20 protein-coding genes are annotated in these 23339 nt (G+C 48.5%); 3 read left to right on the forward strand and 17 right to left on the reverse strand.

What is annotated here, in order from left to right:
* The first annotated feature begins 173 nt into the window (after positions 1-173).
* The gene (locus QJ036_RS04095; protein WP_283230174.1) at positions 174-1394 is read left to right on the forward strand and encodes a ribose-phosphate pyrophosphokinase; all 1221 of its coding nucleotides are present in this window, start codon (positions 174-176) and stop codon (positions 1392-1394) included.
* A 46-nt stretch (positions 1395-1440) separates the two neighbouring features.
* Here the strand turns inward: QJ036_RS04095 and QJ036_RS04100 are convergent, their stop codons facing one another.
* From QJ036_RS04100 to ruvA, 9 genes are all read right to left on the reverse strand, one after another.
* Complete coding sequence (locus QJ036_RS04100) at positions 1441-2148, reverse strand: MBL fold metallo-hydrolase (protein ID WP_283230175.1); 708 nt, start codon at positions 2146-2148, stop codon at positions 1441-1443.
* Positions 2149-2160: 12 nt separating this feature from the next.
* On the reverse strand, positions 2161-3660 hold the full coding sequence (locus tag QJ036_RS04105) for a carboxypeptidase M32 (protein ID WP_283230176.1): 1500 nt from the start codon (positions 3658-3660) through the stop codon (positions 2161-2163).
* 71 nt (positions 3661-3731) lie between these two features.
* Positions 3732-4181, reverse strand: coding sequence for an NUDIX hydrolase (locus QJ036_RS04110; RefSeq protein WP_283230177.1), 450 nt, complete (start codon positions 4179-4181; stop codon positions 3732-3734).
* 123 nt (positions 4182-4304) lie between these two features.
* Positions 4305-5795, reverse strand: a complete 1491-nt coding sequence (locus QJ036_RS04115; protein ID WP_283230178.1) for a peptidoglycan D,D-transpeptidase FtsI family protein — start codon at positions 5793-5795, stop codon at positions 4305-4307.
* Positions 5710-7161: an FtsW/RodA/SpoVE family cell cycle protein gene (locus QJ036_RS04120; RefSeq protein WP_283230179.1), complete on the reverse strand. Its 1452-nt coding sequence runs from the start codon at positions 7159-7161 to the stop codon at positions 5710-5712. The genes QJ036_RS04115 and QJ036_RS04120 overlap by 86 nt, the downstream gene beginning before the upstream one ends.
* Positions 7162-7169: 8 nt before the next feature.
* Positions 7170-9371 carry a U32 family peptidase gene (locus QJ036_RS04125; protein WP_283230180.1) on the reverse strand — a complete coding sequence of 734 codons (2202 nt, stop codon included), beginning with the start codon at positions 9369-9371 and terminating at the stop codon, positions 7170-7172.
* 59 nt (positions 9372-9430) lie between these two features.
* The gene (locus QJ036_RS04130) at positions 9431-9790 is read right to left on the reverse strand and encodes a cell division protein ZapA (RefSeq protein ID WP_283230181.1); all 360 of its coding nucleotides are present in this window, start codon (positions 9788-9790) and stop codon (positions 9431-9433) included.
* 113 nt (positions 9791-9903) lie between these two features.
* Positions 9904-10929 carry a Holliday junction branch migration DNA helicase RuvB gene (gene ruvB / locus QJ036_RS04135; protein ID WP_283230182.1) on the reverse strand — a complete coding sequence of 342 codons (1026 nt, stop codon included), beginning with the start codon at positions 10927-10929 and terminating at the stop codon, positions 9904-9906.
* A 43-nt stretch (positions 10930-10972) separates the two neighbouring features.
* Positions 10973-11596, reverse strand: a complete 624-nt coding sequence (ruvA, locus tag QJ036_RS04140; RefSeq protein ID WP_283230183.1) for a Holliday junction branch migration protein RuvA — start codon at positions 11594-11596, stop codon at positions 10973-10975.
* Between the two features lie 127 nt (positions 11597-11723).
* Between ruvA and QJ036_RS04145 the strand changes: the two genes are divergently transcribed.
* Both QJ036_RS04145 and QJ036_RS04150 read left to right on the forward strand, forming a co-directional pair.
* Entirely contained in the window at positions 11724-12818 is a 1095-nt protein-coding gene (locus tag QJ036_RS04145) for a ribonuclease H-like domain-containing protein (RefSeq protein ID WP_283230184.1), read from the forward strand.
* A gap of 78 nt (positions 12819-12896) precedes the next feature.
* Positions 12897-13373 (forward strand): DUF8052 family protein, encoded by a 477-nt coding sequence (locus QJ036_RS04150; protein WP_283230185.1) that lies wholly within the window; start codon positions 12897-12899, stop codon positions 13371-13373.
* 109 nt (positions 13374-13482) lie between these two features.
* Here QJ036_RS04150 and rpsA read toward each other — a convergent pair whose 3' ends face one another.
* The 8 genes from rpsA to QJ036_RS04190 form a co-directional block, all read right to left on the reverse strand.
* Positions 13483-14577, reverse strand: coding sequence for a 30S ribosomal protein S1 (gene rpsA, locus QJ036_RS04155; RefSeq protein WP_283230186.1), 1095 nt, complete (start codon positions 14575-14577; stop codon positions 13483-13485).
* On the reverse strand, positions 14558-15415 hold the full coding sequence (ispH, locus tag QJ036_RS04160) for a 4-hydroxy-3-methylbut-2-enyl diphosphate reductase (protein ID WP_283230187.1): 858 nt from the start codon (positions 15413-15415) through the stop codon (positions 14558-14560). Before ispH ends, rpsA begins: the two co-directional genes overlap by 20 nt.
* Positions 15416-15456: 41 nt before the next feature.
* A complete protein-coding gene (cmk, locus tag QJ036_RS04165) occupies positions 15457-16131 on the reverse strand; it encodes a (d)CMP kinase (protein WP_283230188.1) in 675 nt (224 codons plus the stop codon).
* Positions 16121-17383: a BaiN/RdsA family NAD(P)/FAD-dependent oxidoreductase gene (locus QJ036_RS04170; RefSeq protein WP_283230189.1), complete on the reverse strand. Its 1263-nt coding sequence runs from the start codon at positions 17381-17383 to the stop codon at positions 16121-16123. Before QJ036_RS04170 ends, cmk begins: the two co-directional genes overlap by 11 nt.
* A gap of 109 nt (positions 17384-17492) precedes the next feature.
* Positions 17493-19178 (reverse strand): [FeFe] hydrogenase, group A, encoded by a 1686-nt coding sequence (locus QJ036_RS04175; protein WP_283230190.1) that lies wholly within the window; start codon positions 19176-19178, stop codon positions 17493-17495.
* Between the two features lie 11 nt (positions 19179-19189).
* A complete protein-coding gene (locus tag QJ036_RS04180) occupies positions 19190-21076 on the reverse strand; it encodes an NADH-ubiquinone oxidoreductase-F iron-sulfur binding region domain-containing protein (RefSeq protein ID WP_331487477.1) in 1887 nt (628 codons plus the stop codon).
* Positions 21076-21552 carry a complex I 24 kDa subunit family protein gene (locus QJ036_RS04185; protein ID WP_283230191.1) on the reverse strand — a complete coding sequence of 159 codons (477 nt, stop codon included), beginning with the start codon at positions 21550-21552 and terminating at the stop codon, positions 21076-21078. The genes QJ036_RS04180 and QJ036_RS04185 overlap by 1 nt, the downstream gene beginning before the upstream one ends.
* 289 nt (positions 21553-21841) lie before the next feature.
* Positions 21842-23110 (reverse strand): M16 family metallopeptidase, encoded by a 1269-nt coding sequence (locus QJ036_RS04190; RefSeq protein ID WP_283230192.1) that lies wholly within the window; start codon positions 23108-23110, stop codon positions 21842-21844.
* Between the last annotated feature and the right edge of the window lie 229 nt (positions 23111-23339).

Raw genomic sequence — 23339 nt, forward strand, 5'->3', positions numbered from 1 at the left:
TTCCCCCATTTGTAAAGGTTTGTGCATTTTGCACGGTCTTTTGTACTTGCGAAATATGTCAGGAAATGTTATATAATTTATGTATGAAAAATCTATAATGTCGGTGTACAGAGAGTAACACGGTCTCTGTTAACCGATACTACTTTTACGAGAGAATAAACTGGAGGATTCCCATGTCCAACGATTATGCGTTTAAAAACACGATTCCGGTGGCACCTTTAAAAATCTGTGCCCTGGAAAGCTGCAGAACTTTTGCGGAGAAGGTCAACAAGCACATCGTCACCTTCCGAAAGAATGATACGGAGGAGCTTCTTCGCCGTCAGGCAAGCGTGGAATACCGCGGATATGACTGCGATTCCTACCTGATCAATGCTTCCTGCCCCCGTTTCGGTACCGGCGAAGGTAAAGGAGTTGTAAATGAATCTGTCCGTGGCACGGATCTTTTCATCATGGTCGACGTGGTCAATTACAGCCTCACCTACACCGTATGCGGCCATCAGAATTTCATGTCCCCCGACGATCATTATCAGGATCTGAAGAGGATCATCGGTGCAACAGTTGCCAATGCCCACCGGGTCAACGTGATCATGCCCTTCCTTTATGAGGGCCGGCAGCATAAACGGACCAAGAGAGAATCCCTGGACTGTGCCTATGCACTGGAAGAGATCTCCAATATGGGCGTTTCCAACATCATTACCTTCGACGCCCATGATCCAAGAGTCCAGAATGCTATTCCTCTTCACGGCTTTGACAATTTCATGCCGCCCTATCAGTTTATCAAGGCGATCTTCAAGAAAGATCATGACCTGATCATCGACAAGGAGCATCTGATGATCATCAGCCCGGATGAAGGAGCCATGGGACGTGCCGTTTACTTTGCCAACAATCTGGGTGTCAATATGGGTATGTTCTACAAGCGCCGTGATTACTCTACGGTTATCAACGGACGGAATCCCATTGTTGCCCATGAATTCCTCGGCACCGACGTAGCCGGAAAAACGGTCATTATCATCGACGATATGATCTCCTCCGGTGAAAGCATGCTGGATACGGCCAAGGCTTTGAAGGATCGGCATGCTGACAAGGTAATCATCTGCTGTACCTTCGGACTCTTCACCGACGGCTTCGACAAATTTGATGATTTCCACAACCGCGGCTACTTCGATTACGTGGTTACCACCAATCTGAACTATCGCCCGGCTGAGCTTCTCGCCCGCGACTGGTACCTGGAAGCTGACATGTCCAAATTCACAGCGGCAATCATCAATACCATCAACCATGATCATACGCTGACAGACATCATTGATCCCACCAGCAAGATTCAGAAGCTGATCGCCAAATATAATAAAAAACGGGAAAATCAGTTCAAACAGCTGGAGCTGGAATTCAAATAAATCACATATGCTGCGCGGTATACCGTTCTTTGGATACCGCGCATATTTATTTCTCTATTTTCACGATTCTTTCCCGATACGGTCTTGACACCTCATCTGCGATCAGCCGGTCGATTACGGAAAAATCGCCCCAGAAATGCATGGGATATACCTGATCCGTATCCGTATTTCTCATAAAGTAGTCAAGCCCCCAGGAATACCGCTCCTCCTGTCTCGGATCCAGCGGGACAAAAGCCGCATCAAAGTGCCGGCCTTTTATTTTGGCGATCTCTGACTGAAAGCGGCGTGTCATATCCTCATACTCCTCTTCCGTTTCCCCGATCCAGGTCCACCAGTTGAGATCCCCGGCATGGTACAGGCATTTTCCCTCATATTGCAGAATAAATGCCACCCCTTCGTCGGTGGAGGTCAGCGTTTCCACCTTGAGCGGCTCTCCTCCTGCCATAAGCGCAAGCTCTGCATTCTTCCCTATGTATGTGATCCGTGATGCTGTCTCATCCGGGATTCCCATCCGTTTTCTGTAATTCTCACTCATCCGGATATCCTTAGACAGAATATACCGAACAGAAGGATACTTGTCCGCCAGGTCAAAAATGATCCGGTCAAAATGGTCATGATGCCTGTGGCTGGCAAAGACGATCATGTCCTTATCCCGGGGGAACTCAGGAAGCTCCCCCTCAAAATAATCAAACAAAAATACGGCCTTCTCAAACTCCACCGAAAAGCTGCTGTGATGGATATACTGAATTTTCATATGCAATCTCTCCTATCCGTAGATCGTTTCAAATTTTTCTCTCAGATACCTTGTGTAGTAAACCGGATTCAGCTCTTCTCCGGTGAGCTCCTGACAAAGCTCCTCCATATTTTTCGATGCTCCGTACCGATGAATATGCTCCCGCAGATACCCGGTAACAGGAGCAAGCTCTCCCTTTTCCAAAAGCTCCTCCACATTCATTTCCTGATTCATATGGGCGTAAATCTGGGCCGCCATGGCATTTCCAAGGGCATAGGACGGAAAATACCCAAACTCTCCCATGGCCCAATGGATGTCCTGAAGAACCCCCTCTCCGTCTGTTTCCGGACTAACACCCAGATATTCCTCATAAAGCTTCTTCCATTCCTTCGGAAGTTCCTTCACAGAAAGAGTTCCCTCCAGAAGCTGCTTTTCCAGCTCGTAGCGCACAATGATATGGAGGCAGTACGAAAGCTCATCGGACTCGGTTCTTAATAGCCCCGGTTCCGAACGGTTGATGGCTCGGACAAACTCATCCAGGGAAATATTCGATAACTGCTCCGGAAATGTCTTTGTCAGCTTTCCGTAGACCGGTTTCCAGAAGGCACGGCTTCTGCCCAGCATGTTCTCATAAAAACGGGACTGGGATTCATGAACCCCGCAGGAACCGCCTCCGATGGGAGTCTGCGTCACAGCCTCGTCATTTCCCTGCTCAAACAGTCCATGTCCGGTTTCATGTATCGTTGAAAAGATTGCACTTTCCAGATTGTTTGCGTAATAATGGGTGGTGATCCGCACATCATCCCGATGTAAGGCTGTGGTAAAAGGATGCTCGCTTTCCGCCAGGACGCCTCTGGAAAAATCGAAGCCAAGACAGGCGGCGAGCCATCGGCTGAACCGCTTTTGTTTTTCTATATCGTAATTCTGAAATAAGAAGGCAGAGGTAATCGGTTTCTTTCGATTCTGCTCTCTGACCCATTGCACCAACGGAACGATTTCCCTTTTCAGTTTTCCGAAAAAATCATCCAGCTTTTCGGTCGTAAACCCTTCCTCATAATCGGAAAGCAGGACATCATAGAGCGGTTCCCCCTCCTTCGCCCGATAGGCAGCAAATTTTTTTCGCATTTCCAGGATTTCCGAAAGAACCGGTGCAAAGGACGCAAAATCATTGTTTTTCTTCGCCTGACTCCATTTTCCCACCGACACGGCTGTCAGCTCCGAAAAGCGGCGGTATTCCTCTTCCGGAATCACAAGAAGCCTTTCCCGCTCCTTTTCCACCTGCCGCACGATGGCAGCCTGCAGCTTTGTCAGTTCATCGCATTCCTTTACCTGTTTTAACAGCTTTCCCGTATTTTCGCAGATGAGAAGCTCCTGATAGGAGGAGGACAGCACTCCTACCGCCCGCGATGTCCGTTCTGACGCCTCTGCCGGTGCCAGAGTCTCATTGTCCCAGTCAAACAGCGTAAGCGCTGTTCGAAGGGCATTTTCCTCTTCTAAAAAAGCACTGAAGGCTTTCCAGGCTTTTTGTTCCATTATCGTACCTCCCATATAAGAATAAAGAGGATACCTTCCGTACCCTCTTCCCTATTGTTGCCTGTTTTTCTTTAATCATTCCTGCTGTTCCAGAGGCTTTTCTTTTTTAATTCCAGATATTCATGATACGCCTTCTCCATGATCTGCTTTTCATTCTGAAATTTCAGCAGATGGTAAGCTTCATAAAATTTATAATATCCGGAATCAAGAAAATATTCCTCCCGCTGTGGTTTGCTGTAATAGCTGTCGGCCATCATCAGATACCAGTGGACATCCTTCTCCACGGTATCCTGGGGAATATTGAAGGAATACTGGCTTTTTCCAATGTATTTGACAATGGAAGCCTGAACGCCCGTCTCTTCTCTCACTTCACGAAGGGCCGTCTCCTCATAAGACTCTCCTGCTTCTACAGTTCCTTTTGGCAAAACCCAGCCCTCATATTTATTCTTATAATTTTTATAAAGGACGAGAATTTTGCCTCGAAATATAACCACACCGCCACAGCTCGTTGCTTCAATCATTGCAATCCCTCCTGCTCCTGGTGTGTATCTTTGATTACCTCTAGTATAGCTTATTTTGAAAGTCAGTGCAAGTGGCATATCCCATCAGCAGAAAATCAAAAAAAGCCTCCAACCAGCGGCACGTTATCTGGAAAAATAACCTTCGAAAATCTTTTTGGCGCCTTTGGTCGCCACGGAGCCGCCCGTACCGCCATTCTCATAAATAATGCTGACCACGATCTCCGGATTCTCAGCAGGGGCAAAACCCACGAACCATGCATGGCTCTCTTCCTTGTTGGAGCTGAATTCTGCAGAACCGGTCTTGCCGGCCACCTGATACGAATCTGACTGAAGGGACGGGCTGGTACCTTCATTGACCACGGCAACCATGAAATTCGTCAGGGTCGCTGCTTCATCTGCTGTCATAAGCTTCCCGGCAGACTGGGGCATAAACTGCTTGACCACCTTTCCGTCAGGACTTTCCACCCGCTCGACCAGATAAGGAGACATCATGGTCCCTCCATTGGCGATGGTCGCCGTGATCAGCGCATTGTGCAGAGGAGAGATCATCGTCCGTCCCTGGCCGATGGCCGTCTGTACCCGCTCGGAAAGACCGGAGGAACCATCCAGCACAAAGGAACTCTTTTTATATTCCATACCTTCCGGTACCGGAAGCTCTTTGTTAAACAGAAAGCTTTCACAAAGGGAATGGAAGCTGTCCAGATTCAGAGTCTGTCCAATGGTGGCAAAGGAAGTATTGCAGGAATTTGCCAAAGACAAACGCAGATCCAGAAGGCCATGAACATGGTTGTTGTAGCAGCTCATGACGGAATCTCCGTATGTCATGGAACCTTCACACTCATACTGATAATTTTCCCAGGTTCCGGGGTTTTCCCGAATGTATTCCAGAGTCGTCAGAAGCTTGAAGGTGGAACCGGGCGGATAAAGTCCCTGGGCTGCCCGGTTTAACAGATTGGCATCTGTATTTTCCTCGGAAATCAGCCATTCCCAATCCGCAGAAACCGTATTGGGATTGAAATCCGGTTTGGAAACCATGGCAAGGATCTTTCCGGTACCGGGCTCCATGATCACACAGGCGCCATTGTATTCTCCCAGCGCATCATAAGCCAGCTGCTGCAGATACGGATCCAGCGTAGTCACCACATTGTCACCGGGGTTTTTCACCTCTTCCATCTCGTTATTGACCTGATCCAGCAGGTTTAAATGGGTCGTCAGCAGATACTGACCGGCCGCTGCCTCCAGCCCCGTGATTCCGGAATCGGAATATCCAACCGCATGGGCAAAGAGATTTTCATAAGGATACTCCCGTACTTCATTTCCTTCTGAATCCTCCACCGTCCGCGCCAGTACCTCTCCGTTTTTTCCCCGGATCTCTCCCCGGACTACCTTTTCAGAGAAGGTATTCAGTCTGGCATTGTAGGAGCTGTTGATGGTATCCTTGCTTTTTACAACCAGATACCAGGAAAAATAGGCTATGGTTGCAAGAAACATCACCACAAAAAATGCTCCTGCGATCCGAATCTCCCGGTTAACCTTTTTTGTTCGTTCCTCTACCTGAAGGATTTCCTCTTCTTCCTTCTCCTGACTGACGAGGGCCCGCCGGACCTTTTCCATATCTTTGCGCGTATAAGGCCTGTCTTCTCCGTTCAAGCTGCCGTTCTTTTTCAATTCTATCAACCTCATCCTGTTTTAATATATAGAGTCCCTGAATAATTCCAAACATGATAAAAGTACTCATGATGGAGCTTCCTCCGTGGCTGACAAAAGGAAGCGTAATACCTGTGGAGGGAATAAATTTGATCACACCACCGATATTTAAAAATACCTGGGCGCCGTAAATCGCAGCCAGTCCGAAGGCAATGATCTTATAGAACATTCCGTCCATCCAGGTGGAGATCCATAAAAACTGCAGAAGACAGCTTAAACAGATCAGGATCAGTGCAATGGCAAAGATCCCGCCGAATTCCTCGGAAATTCCCGCAAAAATGAAATCCGACCGGACTACCGGCACCTTCTCCGGCATCCCCTGATAAAGTCCTGCGCCCAGCCATCCGCCGCTTCCAATGGCAAACAGCGACTGAAGGATCTGCCATCCATCTCCGTTGGCGTCCATCCACGGATCCTTCCATACCTGCACCCGGACACGGACATGGGAAAAGACCTTATAGGCGAGCACCGACGCAATGCTGCCGGCCGCCGCCCCTCCAAACAGATAAAGATAGCTTTTCGTTGCCACAAAAAGCATTAAAAGATACGCGATAAAGTAAATCAGCGCTGCCCCCAGATCCTTGGAAGCCACCAGGATCAGTACATGGGTAGCCGCCGCCACTGTGGTGACAACGACCCGCTTAAAGCTGATGCTTGTCTGGAACATGGAAGCGACGAAAAATACAAAGGTGATCTTCACAAATTCCGACGGCTGCAAAGAGAACAGATTTCCGATATCAAAGGAAAGGTAGGCACCGTGCTTTACGGTACTGAATGCAAAGATCGCACCGAGGGCGACAATGCCGATCGCAGCGTACAGCCAGCCAAACCGCCACAGATATCGCATACGTTTAACGATCACCGGCACCACCATGGCAACGGCCGCAGCCGCAGCAGTCACGATAAAATGGCGGATCGCCCGCTCCGGTCCCAGCCTTGTCAGCATGATAAAGCTGACAGCCAGGAGCATACAGGTATTGTTAATGAGAAGTCTGGATGCTTTTTTATAAAACACCCGAAAAAGCACCAGATACAACGTAAAGAATACCACCTGAGCCAGGTAAAAATAAAACATAGTATGGTCGCCCGTATAGAGAATGATAGCCAGATACCCGGTCAGATGCAGCGCATACATGCAGAAAAGCTGCATGCCACAGGCCCGGTTCCTTCCCTTATGAGTTTTTAATGTCAGATAGCGATAGGTGGCCAGGGTATACAGAAGGATCAGAACCAGCATGATATACTTTGTCACCTGAATTACAATATTTGTCACAATTTCACCTACTCCACTCCCCGCCTGTAATGTCCTCTTGTACGGCTTTCGGGTTTATAAAGATCCGGGCCTTTCTCCCCCTTGAGGAACGCCTCATATGTCCGGATCACCTTTGTGACCTCTCCCGCATCCTCCACGGTAAACTGAAGCCGGAGCATAGGCGCCTTTAAGGAGCGCACAGAAGGAATCTCATCGGCAAGCCACAGGGGTGCACTGTTATAAATCACATTGTAACAGAACCGGCAGTAATTTTTCACCGGAAACTCCATATGCTTTCTGTCACTGAGGATAAGAAAGTCCGTATGTTTTCCACAGGCCGGATCCCCGGTGGTCCTGCGGATGCACTGGGCGGAAACCATCATGGGAAGACGGCCATAGACCACCAGCTCACTGTTATCCATTCCCCTCTCCTTCAGCTCCTTTTCATTTAATTCAAGGGGCGCCGTATCCATGGAAATGCCCCGGTCAAACAATGTCTGCCTGGCGTCCCGGTTAAAGGTATAGAGAGAATAATCCGCCACATAAGAATACTGTTTTCCAAACCGTTCAATAAACGGAAGCTCATCTATGATCCGAAGAAGGAATCCATCCACCTGAGGAATGCGAAAGAACGATTCCCTGGCATAAAGCTCCTTTTCTGCCCGGTCTCTGCATATCTGGGGAAGGGCCAGATAAAACTCCTTTCCCGCCGCTTTTGTCATGTCTGCAAGCTTCGGGATCCGGTCCCACTCCACCTGATTGACTGACAGATAAATTCTCTTTACTGCCTGCTCCCTGATGGCAGCGAGCGCCTGACCTTCCTCCTCGACAAGCACAGATAACACCGGATTTCCTGCTTGATTTACAGAAAGTTCCGTTGTTTTTTTCTCTCTGCCGCGGGTCGCTTGCCTCCTGTACTTTTTCAACAGTTCTTCCGTAAGCTTCTCAACTGCGCTTCTTCGAAGCTCATTGAGTGCCCGGACCGGGAGAAAGCAGCCGGGAGCAAGATCGATCTCCAGATTTTCAAAAACAAACGGAGTCCCACCCAGCTTTTTCATCTGTTTTTCCAGATCTGATCCGGAAAGAGGACTTTTTTTGGCTTCCAGTACCGTTTCTCCTGACACACTGACCGACGTCTCACCCATGCTTAAAGACAGTGTAGCAGGTAAATCTTGAGCAATCCTTAAGTTTCCCTTGATTTTTTCTTTTATTTCTGATTCCACATACTGCCTGTCGAGATTTTCAAAAAGAGCCGCATCTACCTGACGGTAAGAAGGTTTTTCCGGGAGCGCCACCATATGACGGCCGTTTTTATCATGAAAATATCCGTTGGAAAATCCGCCCCTGTCAAAGAGCTCCAGCAAAAACTCTTTATCCTCTTTTGCCGTTTTCCAGCCTTTACTCCCCACTTTTTTATAATAATCTACATATTTTCGATATACGCTCACCACTCCGGCCGTATAACGGGGGCTTTTCATCCTGCCTTCGATTTTCAGTGAGCAGACGCCGGCATCCAGAAGCTCTCCCAGCAGATCCAATCCGCAGAGATCTTTCAGATTCATCACATGAAGTCCCTCCGGGCGGTTCCTTTTTTTCTTTCCGTCCCATACCTCATAAGGAAGCCGGCAGGGCTGGGCACATCTTCCCCTGTTTCCGCTGCGCCCTCCCACAAGGCTGCTGTAAAGGCACTGTCCCGAATAACAGTAACAGAGAGCGCCGTGTACAAATGCCTCTATCTCCACATCCACGTGATCGTGAATGGCCTTTATCTCCGGAATGGAAAGCTCTCTGGCTGTGACGATTCTGGCTGCTCCGGCTTTTTTTGCCTCCATCGCCCCATTCACCCCGGTAATCGTCATCTGGGTACTGGCATGAAGAGGCAGATCCGGAAACCAGCTGCGAACTGCCCGCCACACTCCCATATCCTGGACGATCAGAGCATCCACACCGGCCTCATAGACGGGGACGAGAAAATCATAAAGCTCCTCCTCCAGTTCCCTTTCCTTGACAAGGGTATTCACGGTCAGATACAGCTTTCTTCCGTGAAGATGGACATAATCGATGGCCTCCAGCAATCTGTTCTTTTCCGGATTTTCCGCATAGGCTCTCGCGCCGAATCTGGTTCCTCCCATATAGACGGCATCTGCGCCTGCATTCACAGCTGCCTTCATGCTTTCAAAGGAGCCGGCCGGGGCCAGCACCTCAATCACCTGTTCTTTCCCTCTATCCATATCAAAAGCCTTCCATAAAAATCGGGGGCCTGCTTCTCCTGCGCTGCCCCCGCCTGTTTCTAAACTTCCTGTTCCTTCTTCTGCCAGTGTTCCAGTTCCCGCTTCATCTCCTCAAGCTTGAGCTGAACAGTCACAAGCTGATGCTTCAGACTGTAGATCTCATTGGCCTGAGTCTCCGCCTGCTCCTCCAGTTCCTCCAGGCGTCCCACGGCCTTGAAATAATCGTCTGCCACATTAAGCTGAAGCAATATGTTCTGATAATCCGGTGTCTGTCTGAGAAATCCATCCATCTTCCGAAGCTCGCTGTTCTTCCCGTTGAGATAAGCAGCCACCTTCTGGAGATACTCTTCACTCTCATAGCCACCTAATGTATAAACCTTTCCGGCAATAATCACATCCGTGTAATTTCTGGAATTCATTCCATTTCTCCTTATGTACCTGTTCCGGCAGTCTTTTCTCTATTATAAAGGCAATCCCAGTAAAAAACAACTAGAAATATGAAACTTTGAAAAAAAGGCACAAGATATAGTATTTATCGACTGTTTTCGACATCAGAACCATAAGGGCAGGGAATCCCCAGGTGATGATAGGCCCTTTCTGTAGCCATCCTTCCTCTGGGTGTCCTGTTGATAAAACCATTTTTCAGAAGATAGGGTTCGTATACATCCTCCAGTGTCCCCACATCCTCCGAAAGAGCTGCCGCCAGGGTCTCAAGACCCACCGGACCTCCCCCGAACTTCTCCATCAGTGTAAGGAGTATGCGGCGGTCCGTATGATCCAGTCCCAATCGGTCCACATCAAGAAGATCCAGCGCATCGGAGGCAACCTGCTTTGTGATCACACCGTCGTAACGCACCTGCGCAAAATCCCGGACCCGTTTCAGGAAACGGTTGGCAAGCCGTGGTGTTCCCCGGGAACGGGAGGCGATTTGTCTGGCTCCTTCCTCTTCGATTTCTACCCGGAGGACTCTGGCAGACCGCATGATAATGGCGAGAAGCTCATCCTCTGTATAAAACTCCAGATGGTGGACCACGCCGAAACGATCCCTTAAAGGAGCAGTCAAAAGTCCTGCTCTGGTGGTCGCGCCCACCAGGGTAAAATGAGGCAGATCCAGACGGATCGAACGGGCAGAGGCCCCTTTTCCAATTACAATATCAATGGCATAATCTTCCATGGCGGGATAGAGAACCTCCTCCACCTGACGGTTCAGTCGATGGATCTCATCCACGAAAAGAATATCCCCGTCATTGAGATTGTTGAGGATCGCAGCCATCTCTCCGGGCTTTTCAATGGCCGGACCTGCCGTGATCTTAAGCTCCGATCCCATCTCATTGGCCAGGATCCCGGCCAGAGTCGTTTTTCCCAGACCGGGCGGTCCATAGAACAGCACATGATCCAGGGACTCCCCGCGGGATTTGGCCGCGTCAATATATACCCGAAGCATATCCTTCGCTTTCTGTTGTCCAATATATTCATCGAGGCTCCTCGGGCGCAGATGATTCTCAATGCCCTGATCCTCTCTGGTAAATTCTGTATTGATAATCCGCTTTTTTTCCATCAGCAGATGCTTCCTTTCCTGTCCGCGTCAGTATCCGCTTCCATTAAAACAATGTCATCTTTCTGAGAGCTGCTTTTAAAATGGCCTCCACCGAAAGCTCTTCGGCTCCCGACACCTGATTCACCGCCTTCATGGCTTCCGCTGCACTGTAGCCAAGGGCCGTCAGGGCCTGTACCGCCTCACCCTTTCTGTCCTGGATAGAAGTACCGGAAGCTTCATCTTCTCCGGACGCCACATGGCCCTTCTTAATCTCAAAGGCATCCTCCAGCTTAAACTTGTCCTTAAGCTCCAGAATCAGCTTTTTGGCAGTCTTGATACCGATCCCAGGCGCTCTGGCAATGGTCTTTGCGTCCTCTGAGAGAACGGCAAACCGCAGATCATCAGGTGATATGACAGAAAGTACCCCAAGCGCTCCTTTGGGACCGATACCGCTGACCCCGATGAGGAGCTTAAACACCTCCAGATCCTCCCGACAGGAAAAGCCATAAAGGCGAAGCGAGGAATCCTGTCCCATATGAAGATAAGTATAGACCTGTATTTCACTGCCGACGGAAACCTCCGACAGCATGGAAAGCGGAACCTGGATCTGATAACCGATGCCTCCGGTCTCCACGATCAGCGCTTCCTCATATAATTCCAAAAGCCTGCCTTTTATAAAAGAAATCATTCCGAATCCCCTTTTCCCTTTTCTCCAAAAACAGTTTATCACAGTTCCCTCTGTCTGGCAAGAGTTTTTCGCACAGGTGTTCTATTTTTGCCTTGACACCGGAAAAGACGGCTTTTATAATAAAAGTATGAAAACGATAACGAAAGAATTTGAATTCAAAAGTACATATGATCTGGCACGTCTCGGCGATCCGGAAGATCTACTTTTTTTTGATATTGAAACCACAGGTCTCTCTTCCAAAAAAGATATGATTTACCTGATCGGTTGTGTTTACGTGAGAGACGGCCGCTGGCACATGAAACAGTGGTTTGCTGAATCCCCCGACGCAGAAGGCGAGATCCTTCTCCACTTCTTTCTGTTTGCCTCCCGGTTTTCAACCTTAGTGCATTTCAACGGCACCACCTTCGACCTTCCGTTTTTGAAGGAACGTGCCGCCCGTTACCATACACCCGTTTCCGGCAGAGAACCGGAAAGCCTGGATATCTATCGAAAAGTAAAGCCTTTAAAGACCATCCTCGGTCTCCCTGACTGCCGTCAGAAAACGCTGGAGGCCTTTCTTGGCAATGACAGGGAAGATCTCTATGACGGCGGGCAGCTCATAAACTTCTACTGGCAGTATCTGCGAACCGGCGAAGCTTCCTTATACGAGGCTCTCCTTCTTCACAATGAGGAGGATGTGAAGGGCCTTCCCGCCCTGCTTTCACTGTTTTCCTATGAAGATTTCTTTTGCGGCGGCTTTCATGTTCAGGCTGAAGAGCTCTCCCACTACAGAACTGCAGACGGGACGGAAGCCCGCGAGCTCTTTGTCACCTGCAAGTGTGACTGTTTTTCTCTGCCTGTCCCCTGTTCCTTCTCTGTCGGCGACTGCAGGCTTGTCTGCCGCGGCGATATGCTGATCTTTCGTCTTCCTCTTTTCGAGGGAACGCTCAGGTATTTCTTCAGCAATTACTGCGATTACTATTATCTGCCCCTGGAAGACCGTGCCATTCACAAAAGTGTGGCCGCTTTTGTAGAGAAGACTCACAGGAGGAAGGCTACTGCCAAAACCTGTTATCAGAAACGAACCGGCTGTTTTCTCCCCATACCGGAAGCTGCTGCCGGTGAACATCCTGTTTTTTACAGAGAATATAAACAAAAACCCTCCTATATTGAATACGAGGAAGGACTTTTTAAAGATCCTGTCTTTTTACAGCAGTTTCTGCTTGCAACTCTCCCGAAATAATGCTATGATTTTACCTGTTCGCTGTCGATATCTGTCGACTATTTGGTAAATTGTCTTTTTTCACTTCGGGAGTGTTTTATGATAGATGCAAACAGCCTTTTCAAAAGGCTTTTGACTTATTATTCCAATGATTACGATGTGATCCGCCCGTATCAGCTTGACGATACGATCTATGATGCTTATGCGGCGTACAGCCATTTTAATTGTTTTGAACACGCTTTTATTCGCAGTACCCTGACTCTTTCCAAACGGGACATTCTCCGCTTCCGTGATCAGGTTACCACGATCATCGAACCCTGGATGGTCTGTGCAGGAGAGTCTTCCCCACCCCAGAACCATATCTATACCTATGTGACAGGGGTATTTATCAGCGAGAAGAGAATACGTGATGACGTTCGCCGTATTATCCGGCGCTTCCGATATTACAGGGGCTACGGCTATTATAAAAGCGGTTATTGCCAGGCCAGGATCGCTGCCTTTGACATGGAAACCGGTTCTCTGATCGTCAGCCCGGCAGCCAAAGAGCTGATGCTGGAATATCAACGGGTTCTTTGAAAAGATCCCTTCCGATTTAAAACTGTTGTTTATCAGAAAAGGCACAGGACTAATCTTTGTCCTGTGCCTCTTTCATTACTTATCCATGCTTACAAAAAACTGTTTTTAATTACTCTTCGGTCTCCTCTGCAACAGGCTCTGCTGCTTCAGCAGGTGCTTCCAGAACCTTCATACTCAGGCTGATCTTCTTGTCCTCGCCGTTGAAATCAACAACCTTTGCTTCGATTTCCTGTCCGATGGAAAGAACATCAGCAGGCTTCTCCACATGCTGTCTGGAAATCTGAGATACATGAAGAAGGGCATCAATACCGGGCTCCAGCTCAACGAATGCACCAAAGTCGGTCATTCTGGCCACACGGCCGGTTACGATATTTCCAACTGCATAATTCTCAGCAGCTCTTACCCAGGGATTCTCCTCAGGGAATTTAAGGCTCAGCGCGATCTTATCGCCGTTGATATCCTTAATGAATGCACGGATCTCCTCGCCAACCTTGAACACCTTCTTGGGATTCTCAACACGGCCCCAGGACATCTCGGAAATGTGAAGCAGTCCGTCTGCACCGCCCAGATCAATGAATGCACCAAAATCAGTGATATTCTTTACGATACCTTCTACTGTCTGTCCGACTTCGATTCTTGCAAAAAGCTCTTTCTGCATCTCAGCCTTCTTAGCTACCAGAAGCTGCTTGCGGTTGCCGATGATTCTTCTCTTTCTGGGATTGAACTCGGTAATAACAAACTCGATCTCCTGATCTGCGTACTTCTCCAGATTCTTCTCATAGGAATCGGAAACAAGGCTTGCAGGGATGAATACTCTGGCGCCTTCCACGTTTACGCTTAAACCGCCATCCAGAACCTGAACAACCTTTGCAGTGAGAACCTCACCATTGTTGAAAGCTTCTTCCAGACGCTTGTTGCCGCGGTCAACAGCCAGTCTCTTGTAAGACAGAAGTACCTGTCCCTCACCGTCATTCACCTTGAGGACCTTAGCCTCCATCTCGTCGCCAACGTGAACGGTTTCCATCAGATTCAAAGAGGAGTCGTTTGTATATTCACTCTTGCTGATGATGCCGTCTGACTTGTAACCTATATTTAAGATGATCTCATCTTCCTTAACACCGATAACAGTGCCAGTGACTACCTCTCCTGTTCTGATTGTTTTTAATGATTCTTCAAGCAATTGTTCAAAACTTAATTCTGACATTTGTATGAACCTCCTCTATGATATGATTGGGGGTAGACGCCCCCGCCGTAATACCTACACTTCGTTTTCCGTCCAGCCACTCAGCTCTGAGATCGCGGACCGTCTGAATATAGTAAGTATTGTTGCATTCTTTTCTGCAGATTTCATATAGCTTCTGAGTATTCGAGCTGTTCTTCCCGCCGATAACCAACATCACATCAACTTTGGAGGCTAACTGTCTTGCTTCAGCCTGGCGTTCATGGGTTGCACTGCAGATAGTGTTCACAACAATACTATCATAACTCTTTTTTAATATTATTTCAACAAGAACTTGAAATTTATTGTAATTAAATGTCGTCTGTGATACGATACAGAGCCTTGTTCCGTCAGGAAACTGTAATTTCTCCGCTTCCTCCGGTGTCTCCACCACAAAACCCCTGTCCTGACACCAGCCCCGTATGCCTTCCACCTCCGGATGACTTGCATTGCCCACAATGACGATGGTACTGCCCTTTTCCGATTCTTCCCGGACGATCCGGTGGATCTTTTTCACAAAGGGGCAGGTGGCATCCACCACGCAAAATCCCCGGCTCTCCAAAAGCTCATATACTCTCCGGCTGACACCGTGGGAACGGATAATGACCGTACCTCCGGAAATATCCTGAAGCTCCTCCTCGGAATCAATGACGCGGATATCCTTCTCTTCCAGATCCCGAACCACTTCTTCATTGTGAATAATGGGTCCATAGGTATAAATGGGCCGGACGGCATCTTCCTTCTCCGCCTGCTCATACACGGTATCCACTGCCCGCTTCACGCCGAAACAGAAGCCCGCAGTCTTTGCTACCACTACTTTCATGACTGTTCCAGTTCCTTTTTCGTTTTACTGCGAAGATCCGATTATCTTCCTGCTGTACGTTCCTTCAGTCTGTTTATGATGGCATCAGCCACCTCTTCGATTCCCATAAAAGAGGAATCCAGGAAAACGGCGTCCTCCGCTTGTTTCAAAGGCGAATTTTCCCGGTGCATATCCCGGTAATCTCTCTCCTCAATATCTTTTTCGATTTCTTTTATATTACAGGGAATCCCCTTATCTGTCAATTCCAGAAATCGTCTTTTTGCTCTTGTTTCCACACTTGCCGTCAGATAAATCTTCAAATCGGCATTGGGAAGAACAACAGTACCGATATCTCTGCCATCCATGACCACATTTTCACTGGCAGCCAGCTTCTTCTGAAGCTCCACCAGCTTTTCCCTTACCTTCCCGTAGCCGGAAACAGCAGAAGCCATATTGCCTGCTTTCTCCGTGCGAAGATGTTCGGTCACATTTTCTCCGTTCAAAAGTACCTGCTGTTCTCCTCCCTGATATACGATGGAAATATCTGCATGTTCACAGGCCTCATTGATGGAAGCTTCATCATCGGAAGAGATCCCCTGCCTTACAAAATACAGTCCCATGGCCCGGTACATGGCTCCGGTATCCACATAAATATAATCAAGCCGCTTCGCCACCAGCTTTGCAATGGTGCTCTTTCCGGCTCCTGCCGGTCCGTCAATGGCAATATTAATGCTCATATTCTGTCTCCTTCTTTCTGCCCGCATCAGTTCCCGCCGCATATCCGGTGGACCAGGCGATCTGCAGATTGTAGCCGCCGGTAACAGCGTCCAGATCGAGAACCTCCCCGGCAAAATAAAGTCCATTCACCAGTCTGGATTCCATGGTGGCCGGATTGATCTCCTTCACCTGAACACCGCCCTGAGTAATGATTGCTTCTTTATAATCTCTGAGTCCCGTCAGTGTTACCGTAAAATTCTTAGTAAGGGAAACAAGCCGCTCCCTCTCCTCCCTGGAGATCTCATTGACCCGTTTCTCCGGCGGAATACCGCTTCGTTTTATTATAACAGGTATCAGCTTCGAAGGGTAGAGGCCTCCGATGGAATTCTGAAACTGCCTGTTTTTTCCTTCGTCAAAATCCCTCAAAATTCTGCTGTCCAGCTGCTCCTTGCTGAGAGCAGGCTTTAAATCCACAGAAAGCATAAGGGGCCCTTTTTTTATTTTCTTTGCTGCAATGCTGCTGGCACTTAAGATGGCTGGCCCGCTGACTCCAAAATGAGTAAACAGCATCTCGCCAAATTCGCTGTACAGCTTCTTTTTTCCGTCAAAAACCGTCACCGCCACATTTCGAAGGGAAAGTCCCATAAGATCCCTGACCCAGTCCTCTTCCGCTTCAAAGGGAACCAGAGCCGGGGAAAGCTCCGTCACCCGATGGCCGGCCTCTCTGGCAAATCGATAACCGTCTCCGGTGGAACCGGTAGAGGGGTAAGAAAGCCCCCCGGTGGCAACGATCACTGCATCCGCCTCATAAAAGGAACCATCCCCGGTATACACCCCCCTGATCCCGGCAGGTTCTCCTACCGTCACCAGTCTGATTGCCTCCGTATGAAGCTTCACCTCCACCCCTGCCTCCGAAAGACCTCTGGATAAACAGGAGATCACATCCGAGGAATGGTCGGAAACAGGAAATACCCGGTTTCCTCTCTCCGTTTTAAGCCTAAGGCCCCGTTTCTCCAGAAATGCCTTCATATCCCGGCTGGAAAAGCCATAAAAAGCACTGTACAGAAACTTTCTGTTGGTAACCACATGGGACAGAAGCTCCTCCACCTCACAATCATTGGTCACATTACAGCGTCCCTTTCCGGTGATAAAAAGCTTTTTCCCCAGCTTTTCGTTTTTTTCAAGAAGCGTAACCTTCGTATCCGGCCCTGACGCCGCCAGGGCTGCCATCATCCCTGCAGCGCCGCCTCCCACAATCACAATTCGTCTCATCGGGTCTTCCTCTTCCATTACAGATGTTATTCATTATATGGCAAAACTGTCTCCCTGTCAAACAAAGACGGGAGATGCCCTCGGCACCTCCCGTCCTTATCAATATGTCTTATTCATGATTATGTAAAAGCTCATGGGCTTTGCCCTTGAAATATCCGTTGTAGAAGACATCCATCAGAGGATTCTCATTGGGTTTCCGGATAACCATGGAACCATCGGCATCATAGAGTCCCTTGGCTCTTGCTGCCTTGCTTCTGGGACCTGCAGGTATCGGCTGTCCGCCTCCCATGATGCAGCCCCGTCGACAGGCCATTACTTCGATCAGGTGATATTCCTTCTCTCCGCTCTTCACCTGCTCAAGGACCTTCCTTGCATTTGCAAGACCGCTGGCCACGCAGATCTTAACGTCGATTCCATTATACGGAACTACAGCCTCCTTGATTCCCTCCTCACCGCGGATTCCGCAGTTGGCAATGGCCTCAAGAGTCGCCGTATCATGACCTTCCGCCAGTCTTCTGAGAACTGCCTCGGTCACACCGCCGGTAACACCAAAGATCACACCGCCGCCGGAACCGATTCCGAACGGCATATCACATGCTTCCGGTTCAATCTTATCAAAGGCAATGCCGAAGTTTTTGATCATACGGATCAGCTCTGTGGTGGTGATCACGATGTCCGTATCCTTCTCGCCCTTGGTATAGCTGTTGGGACGGTTTGCCTCCATCTTCTTGGCTGTACAGGGCATAATGGAAACCACTACCGTCTTTTTCCCTTCCGCATGGGCAGGATCCCGGTAATATTCCTTAATAACTGCCGAGAACATTCCCTGAGGAGAACGACAGGTAGATACATTTTCCTTAAATTCCGGGAACTGGGTATCCACAAATTTCACCCATGCCGGACAGCAGGAGGTCAGAAGCGGCAGTTTTCCGCCGTTTGCAACTCTGTCCAGGAATTCCGCACTTTCCTCCATAATAGTAAGGTCGGCACTGTAACTGGTATCATAGACCTCATCAAAGCCCATTCTGTGAAGTGCTGCCACAATCTTGCCCATGGCATTCGTTCCCTTGGGGAGGCCGAAGGCATCTCCGGCTGCCACACGGACAGACGGTGCGATCTGTGCAACCACTCTGGTATCCTTGTCTGCCAGAGCCGCCCAGACCTCATCCATATTGGTACGAATGGTAAGCACTCCTGTAGGGCAGAATACACGGCACTGACCGCAGCTCACACAGTCAGTCTCGGAAAGCTTTTTATCAAAGCCCGGCGTCACAACGGCGTCGGTACCGCGGTTGGCGAAGCCAAGCACTCCGATGCCCTGAAGCTCGCTGCAGACACGCACGCAGTTTCCGCACAAAATACATTTGTTGGGGTCGCGGATGATGGACGGGGAACTGTAATCCACAGGCATCACTTCTTTATGATTCTCGAAGCGGACCTTATAAACATTCATACGGTGAGCCAGATTCTGAAGCACGCATTCACCGCTCTTCACACAGGTGGTACAGTCTCTGCAGTGAGCAGCCAGCAAAAGCTCCACGATCAGCTTTCTGTATTTTCTGAGCCTGTCGGTATTGGTATAGATGACCATACCATCCCTGGGCTCCTCCGAGCAGGAAGCAAACAGTTTTCCTCTGTCATCCTCCACTGTACACAAACGGCATGCGCCGAAGGTAGAAAGCTCTGAATGATAGCACAGTGTGGGGATATCAATACCAGCTTTTCGGATAATGGTTAAAACATTTTTTTCATCGGTAAATTCCACTTTTTTACCGTTAATTGTAATAAATCCCATATCTTCCCCTCCTATGCTTCAATATAGATCGCATCAAAGGCACAGTTCTCTTTGCAGGCACCGCACTTGATGCAGATGGTGCTGTCGATGGTAAACGGCGATTTCACCTTTCCGGAGATCGCATTTACAGGACAGTTCTTAGCACACTTGCTGCAGCCCTTGCAGAATTCCGGATTGATCACATATCTCCGGAGAGCTGTACAGGTCTTGGCCGCGCACTTTTTATCCACAATATGTTCCACATATTCGTCGCGGAAGGTATTCAGGGTACTGATAACGGGGAGCGGTGCGCTCTTGCCCAGTCCGCAGAGAGCCATATTCCGAATCATGGTAGCAAGCTCCTCCAGACGGTCCAGATCCTCCAGTTCGCCCTGCCCGTTTACAATTTTTTCCAGGATCTCCAGCATTCGCTTGGTGCCTTCGCGGCAGGGTACACATTTACCGCAGGATTCTCTCTGGGTAAAGCTCATAAAGAAACGTGCCACCTCGACCATACAGGTGTTGGTATCCATAACAACCATACCGCCTGATCCGACGATTGCGTTGAATTTTTTAACAGAATCAAAATCAAGCGGTTCATCCAGATGCTTCTCCGTCAGACATCCGCCGGAGGGGCCGCCGATCTGAACGGCCTTAAACTCTGCACCCTCCTTCAGGCCGCCGCCGATGTCGAAAATAATCTGTCTCAAGGTGCTTCCCATGGGAACCTCGATCAGTCCTGTATTTTCAATGGCACCGGTCAGGGAGAAGGTCTTTGTTCCTGGACTGCCTGCAGTACCGATCGTTCTGTACCAGTCGGCTCCCTGCAGAATGATCTTCGGTACATTGGCATAGGTTTCTACATTGTTGAGTACGGTAGGCTTCTCCCAAAGACCTTTTTCAACCGTACGAGGAGGCTTTACACGAGGCATACCGCGGTTGCCTTCGATCGATGCCGTAAGGGCAGAGCCCTCGCCGCATACAAATGCGCCTGCGCCTCTGTTAATATGTAAGTGGAAGCAGAAATCCGTTCCGAGAATGTTGTCGCCCAGAAGACCTCTTTCCTCCAGAAGGCCGATGGCATGACGAAGTCTTGCCACAGACATGGGATATTCTGCCCGGACGTAAATATATCCATCCCTGGCCTTTACCGCATAACCGGCAATCATCATACCTTCAATGAGTTTAAAGGGATCGCCCTCCATTACGGAGCCGTCCATGAATGCACCGGGATCGCCCTCATCACCGTTGCAGACCACATAGCGGATCTCTTCCTTCTGCCTTGCCACCTGTTTCCATTTCTTTCCGCAGGGGAATCCGCCGCCGCCGCGTCCGCGAAGTCCGGATTTATCCACTTCTTCGATAACTTCCTCTCTCGTCATCTCGAACATGGCCTTCGTCAGTGCCTCGAAGCCGCCGGCCGCAATGTATTCGTCCAGAGACTCGGCATCAAATTTTCCGCAGTTTTCCAAAACGATTCTCGTCTGCTTTGCAATGAAAGGGATTTCTTCGGGGTGGGTGTAATGGGTATCTCCCTTTGTATACAAAAGACGCTGAATCACGTTGTCACCTAATACCGTGTTTTCAAAGATCTCACGACAGTCATCCGGCTGTACCTTTACATACTGGATCACTTCGCCGCCCTTCTGAATGCGAACCAGCGGTCCCAGCTCACAAAAGCCCTGGCAGCCTGTTTTCTTCACGCCGACCTTATCATGGGCTTCTTTATCATGAGGGGCAAATTCCAGAGTGATTCCCTCGATTCCTTCCGTCAGTTCCCTGAAAATCTCATAAATTTTTCCGGATCCGGTTGCAATACAGCCGGTACCTGAGCAGACCAGGATACGACAGTCATAAGAAGCAAGCTCCGCCTGTGCTGCTTTTCTTATCTCTAACAAATCCTCTCTATTTTTAATCATCAGCCCTTACCTCTCAATTCTTCAATAACCGCAAGTGCCTTCTCCGGAGTCATGGAAGGATGAACCTCCTCATTCACCATCATGGTCGGTGCCAGTCCACAGGCTCCCAGACAGGAAACTGTTTCAACAGTAAACATCATATCATCTGTTGTGTGTTTCTTCTTGCTCAAACCGAGTTCCTTCCAGAGGGCTTCCAGAACCGGGGTTGATTTCCGTACGTGACAGGCTGTTCCATCGCATACCTTTATGACGTATTTTCCTTTTGCCTCAAAGGAGAAATTCTCATAGAAGGTAGCTACACTGTAAGCCTTTGTCTCTGTAATCCCGATTTCCTTCGCCACATAGGTGAGCAGTTCTCCCGGCAGATATCGGTATTCTGCCTGAATGTCCTGCATGATTGGAATTAATGAACCGGCTTTTCGCCCATAATGCTCAATAATCTCGTCTGTCTTGTCGTAATAAGACTTATCCAGCATGTTGGTTCCCTCCCTGTTTTTTATTTTTGTGCGAATTAACACATAACGCTATTCTAATTATACTTTTTATATGCAAACTGCACAATACACGAAATACCCATATTTTTGTATTTTCTTTTGGTTAAAATATACAGAAAATTCAGATAATTTTGTTATTATATTAACATACTATAGGATTCTTACCATTTCCCGGTTTTCTATCTGTACAAAGTATTTTTCTCTAATAAAAAAAGAGAATATCATAGTTGATACTTTTCCCATGATATTCTCTTGCTGAACATTCTGATCTCTATCCCAGTCTTTTCATCTGCTTTCTGATTTTCCGTTCCGGAATCAGTTTTTTATTTCCCTTGATCACTACCGTCAGGTTTTTTGTACGGAAGATTTCCCTGGCCATTTTTGCCATATCTTCCTCTGTAACCTCTTTAAATGCCTGTTTCTTCGCTTCCAGATCCGGATATGCCTCATCCAGAATATGGCAGTCATAGGCACGGTTCCAGTTGAAATCATTATCATCATCCAGAGCCAGCTCCGCATTATCCAGGTAAATGGCCCGCACATATTCCAGTGTCCCGGTCTTTTTCTTTAGATCAAGAAAAATATCCATCGTCTTCTCAAAAGCTTTCAGAAGCTTTCCCGGTGCCACCTGATAACAAAGCTGCAGACTCCCGATGTTTTTGTATCGTTCAAACTGATCGTCGTAACTGTAAATATATCCGGTCTTTTCAGACAGCTCCTGATAAACAGGGCAGTAATCTCCAGTAAACAACATATCAAAAAACAGGCAGAGCATTGCATTGCTGTATCTTGACGTATCTACATCGAAAGAAATGGAAACCTCTGTCTCTTCTCCCTTTGCAATGACCGGAATTCCTGTTCTAATAAAAAATTGTTCCGGCCGAGGAGCCAGATTTTCCCGACGCGGGCTTCCGTTAAAAAGCGGATATTGTTCCAGTCTCTCAACAAAATAAGAAAGTCCATTCTCGTCACACTGTCCTGTCACATAAAAGAAGAGATTTTCTGCAGAAAGAAATTTTTCACGGAATGCAGCCAGCTTTTTCACTCCTATCCGATCCAGCTTTTTCTTACTGCCAGTAATGGGAAACTTCAATGAAGTTCCCTTCCATACTGCCTGTTCCGTTCTTGCTTCCAATGATTTTTTCTTGTCACACTCCCGGATTTCAGCCTTCACTCTCTTTCGTTCAATGGAAAGCTCCTCCTCCGACAGGCAGAGAGGCTCCATCAGCCTCAGAAAAATATCTACTGCTTCTTTCCAGTGCTTCACCGCCCCGCTTATGGAAAACTGTACAAATTCCTTGTAGGTTGCTCCTCCCAGAGACAGACCAAGACGGTCAAGAAGCGGATACAGACCGCCATCCATCAATCGGTCCACATTGCGAATGACCGCATGCTCAAAAAAATGGGTGATTCCATTCTCTTCCTCCGATTCATACATAGATCCGGCCTTTACATACATGCAAAGACTGAAACTGTGCAGATGGGGATTGGTATATGAATAGACCAGAGTTCCGTTTCTGGTACGCATACATTGTTCCATTTTTCATTCTCCAATGAAAAGAGCCCGGCGTCTCTCGTCAGGCCCTTTGAAACTATTCTATTCTCGCCATGCCACACCTCAAAAGCCTTCGGCTTTTTCGTTGTACGGCAGTCGCCGTATACAAATGCCGTCTGACTGTCTTTTCTGCAAACAGCCTTCCTTGATGCATGGCCTTACTCGCCATGCTACACCTCAAAAGCCTTCGGCTTTTTCGTTGTACGGCAGTCGC

Source organism: Fusibacillus kribbianus, assembly GCF_030053595.1.
GTDB lineage: Bacteria > Bacillota > Clostridia > Lachnospirales > Lachnospiraceae > Lientehia > Lientehia kribbiana.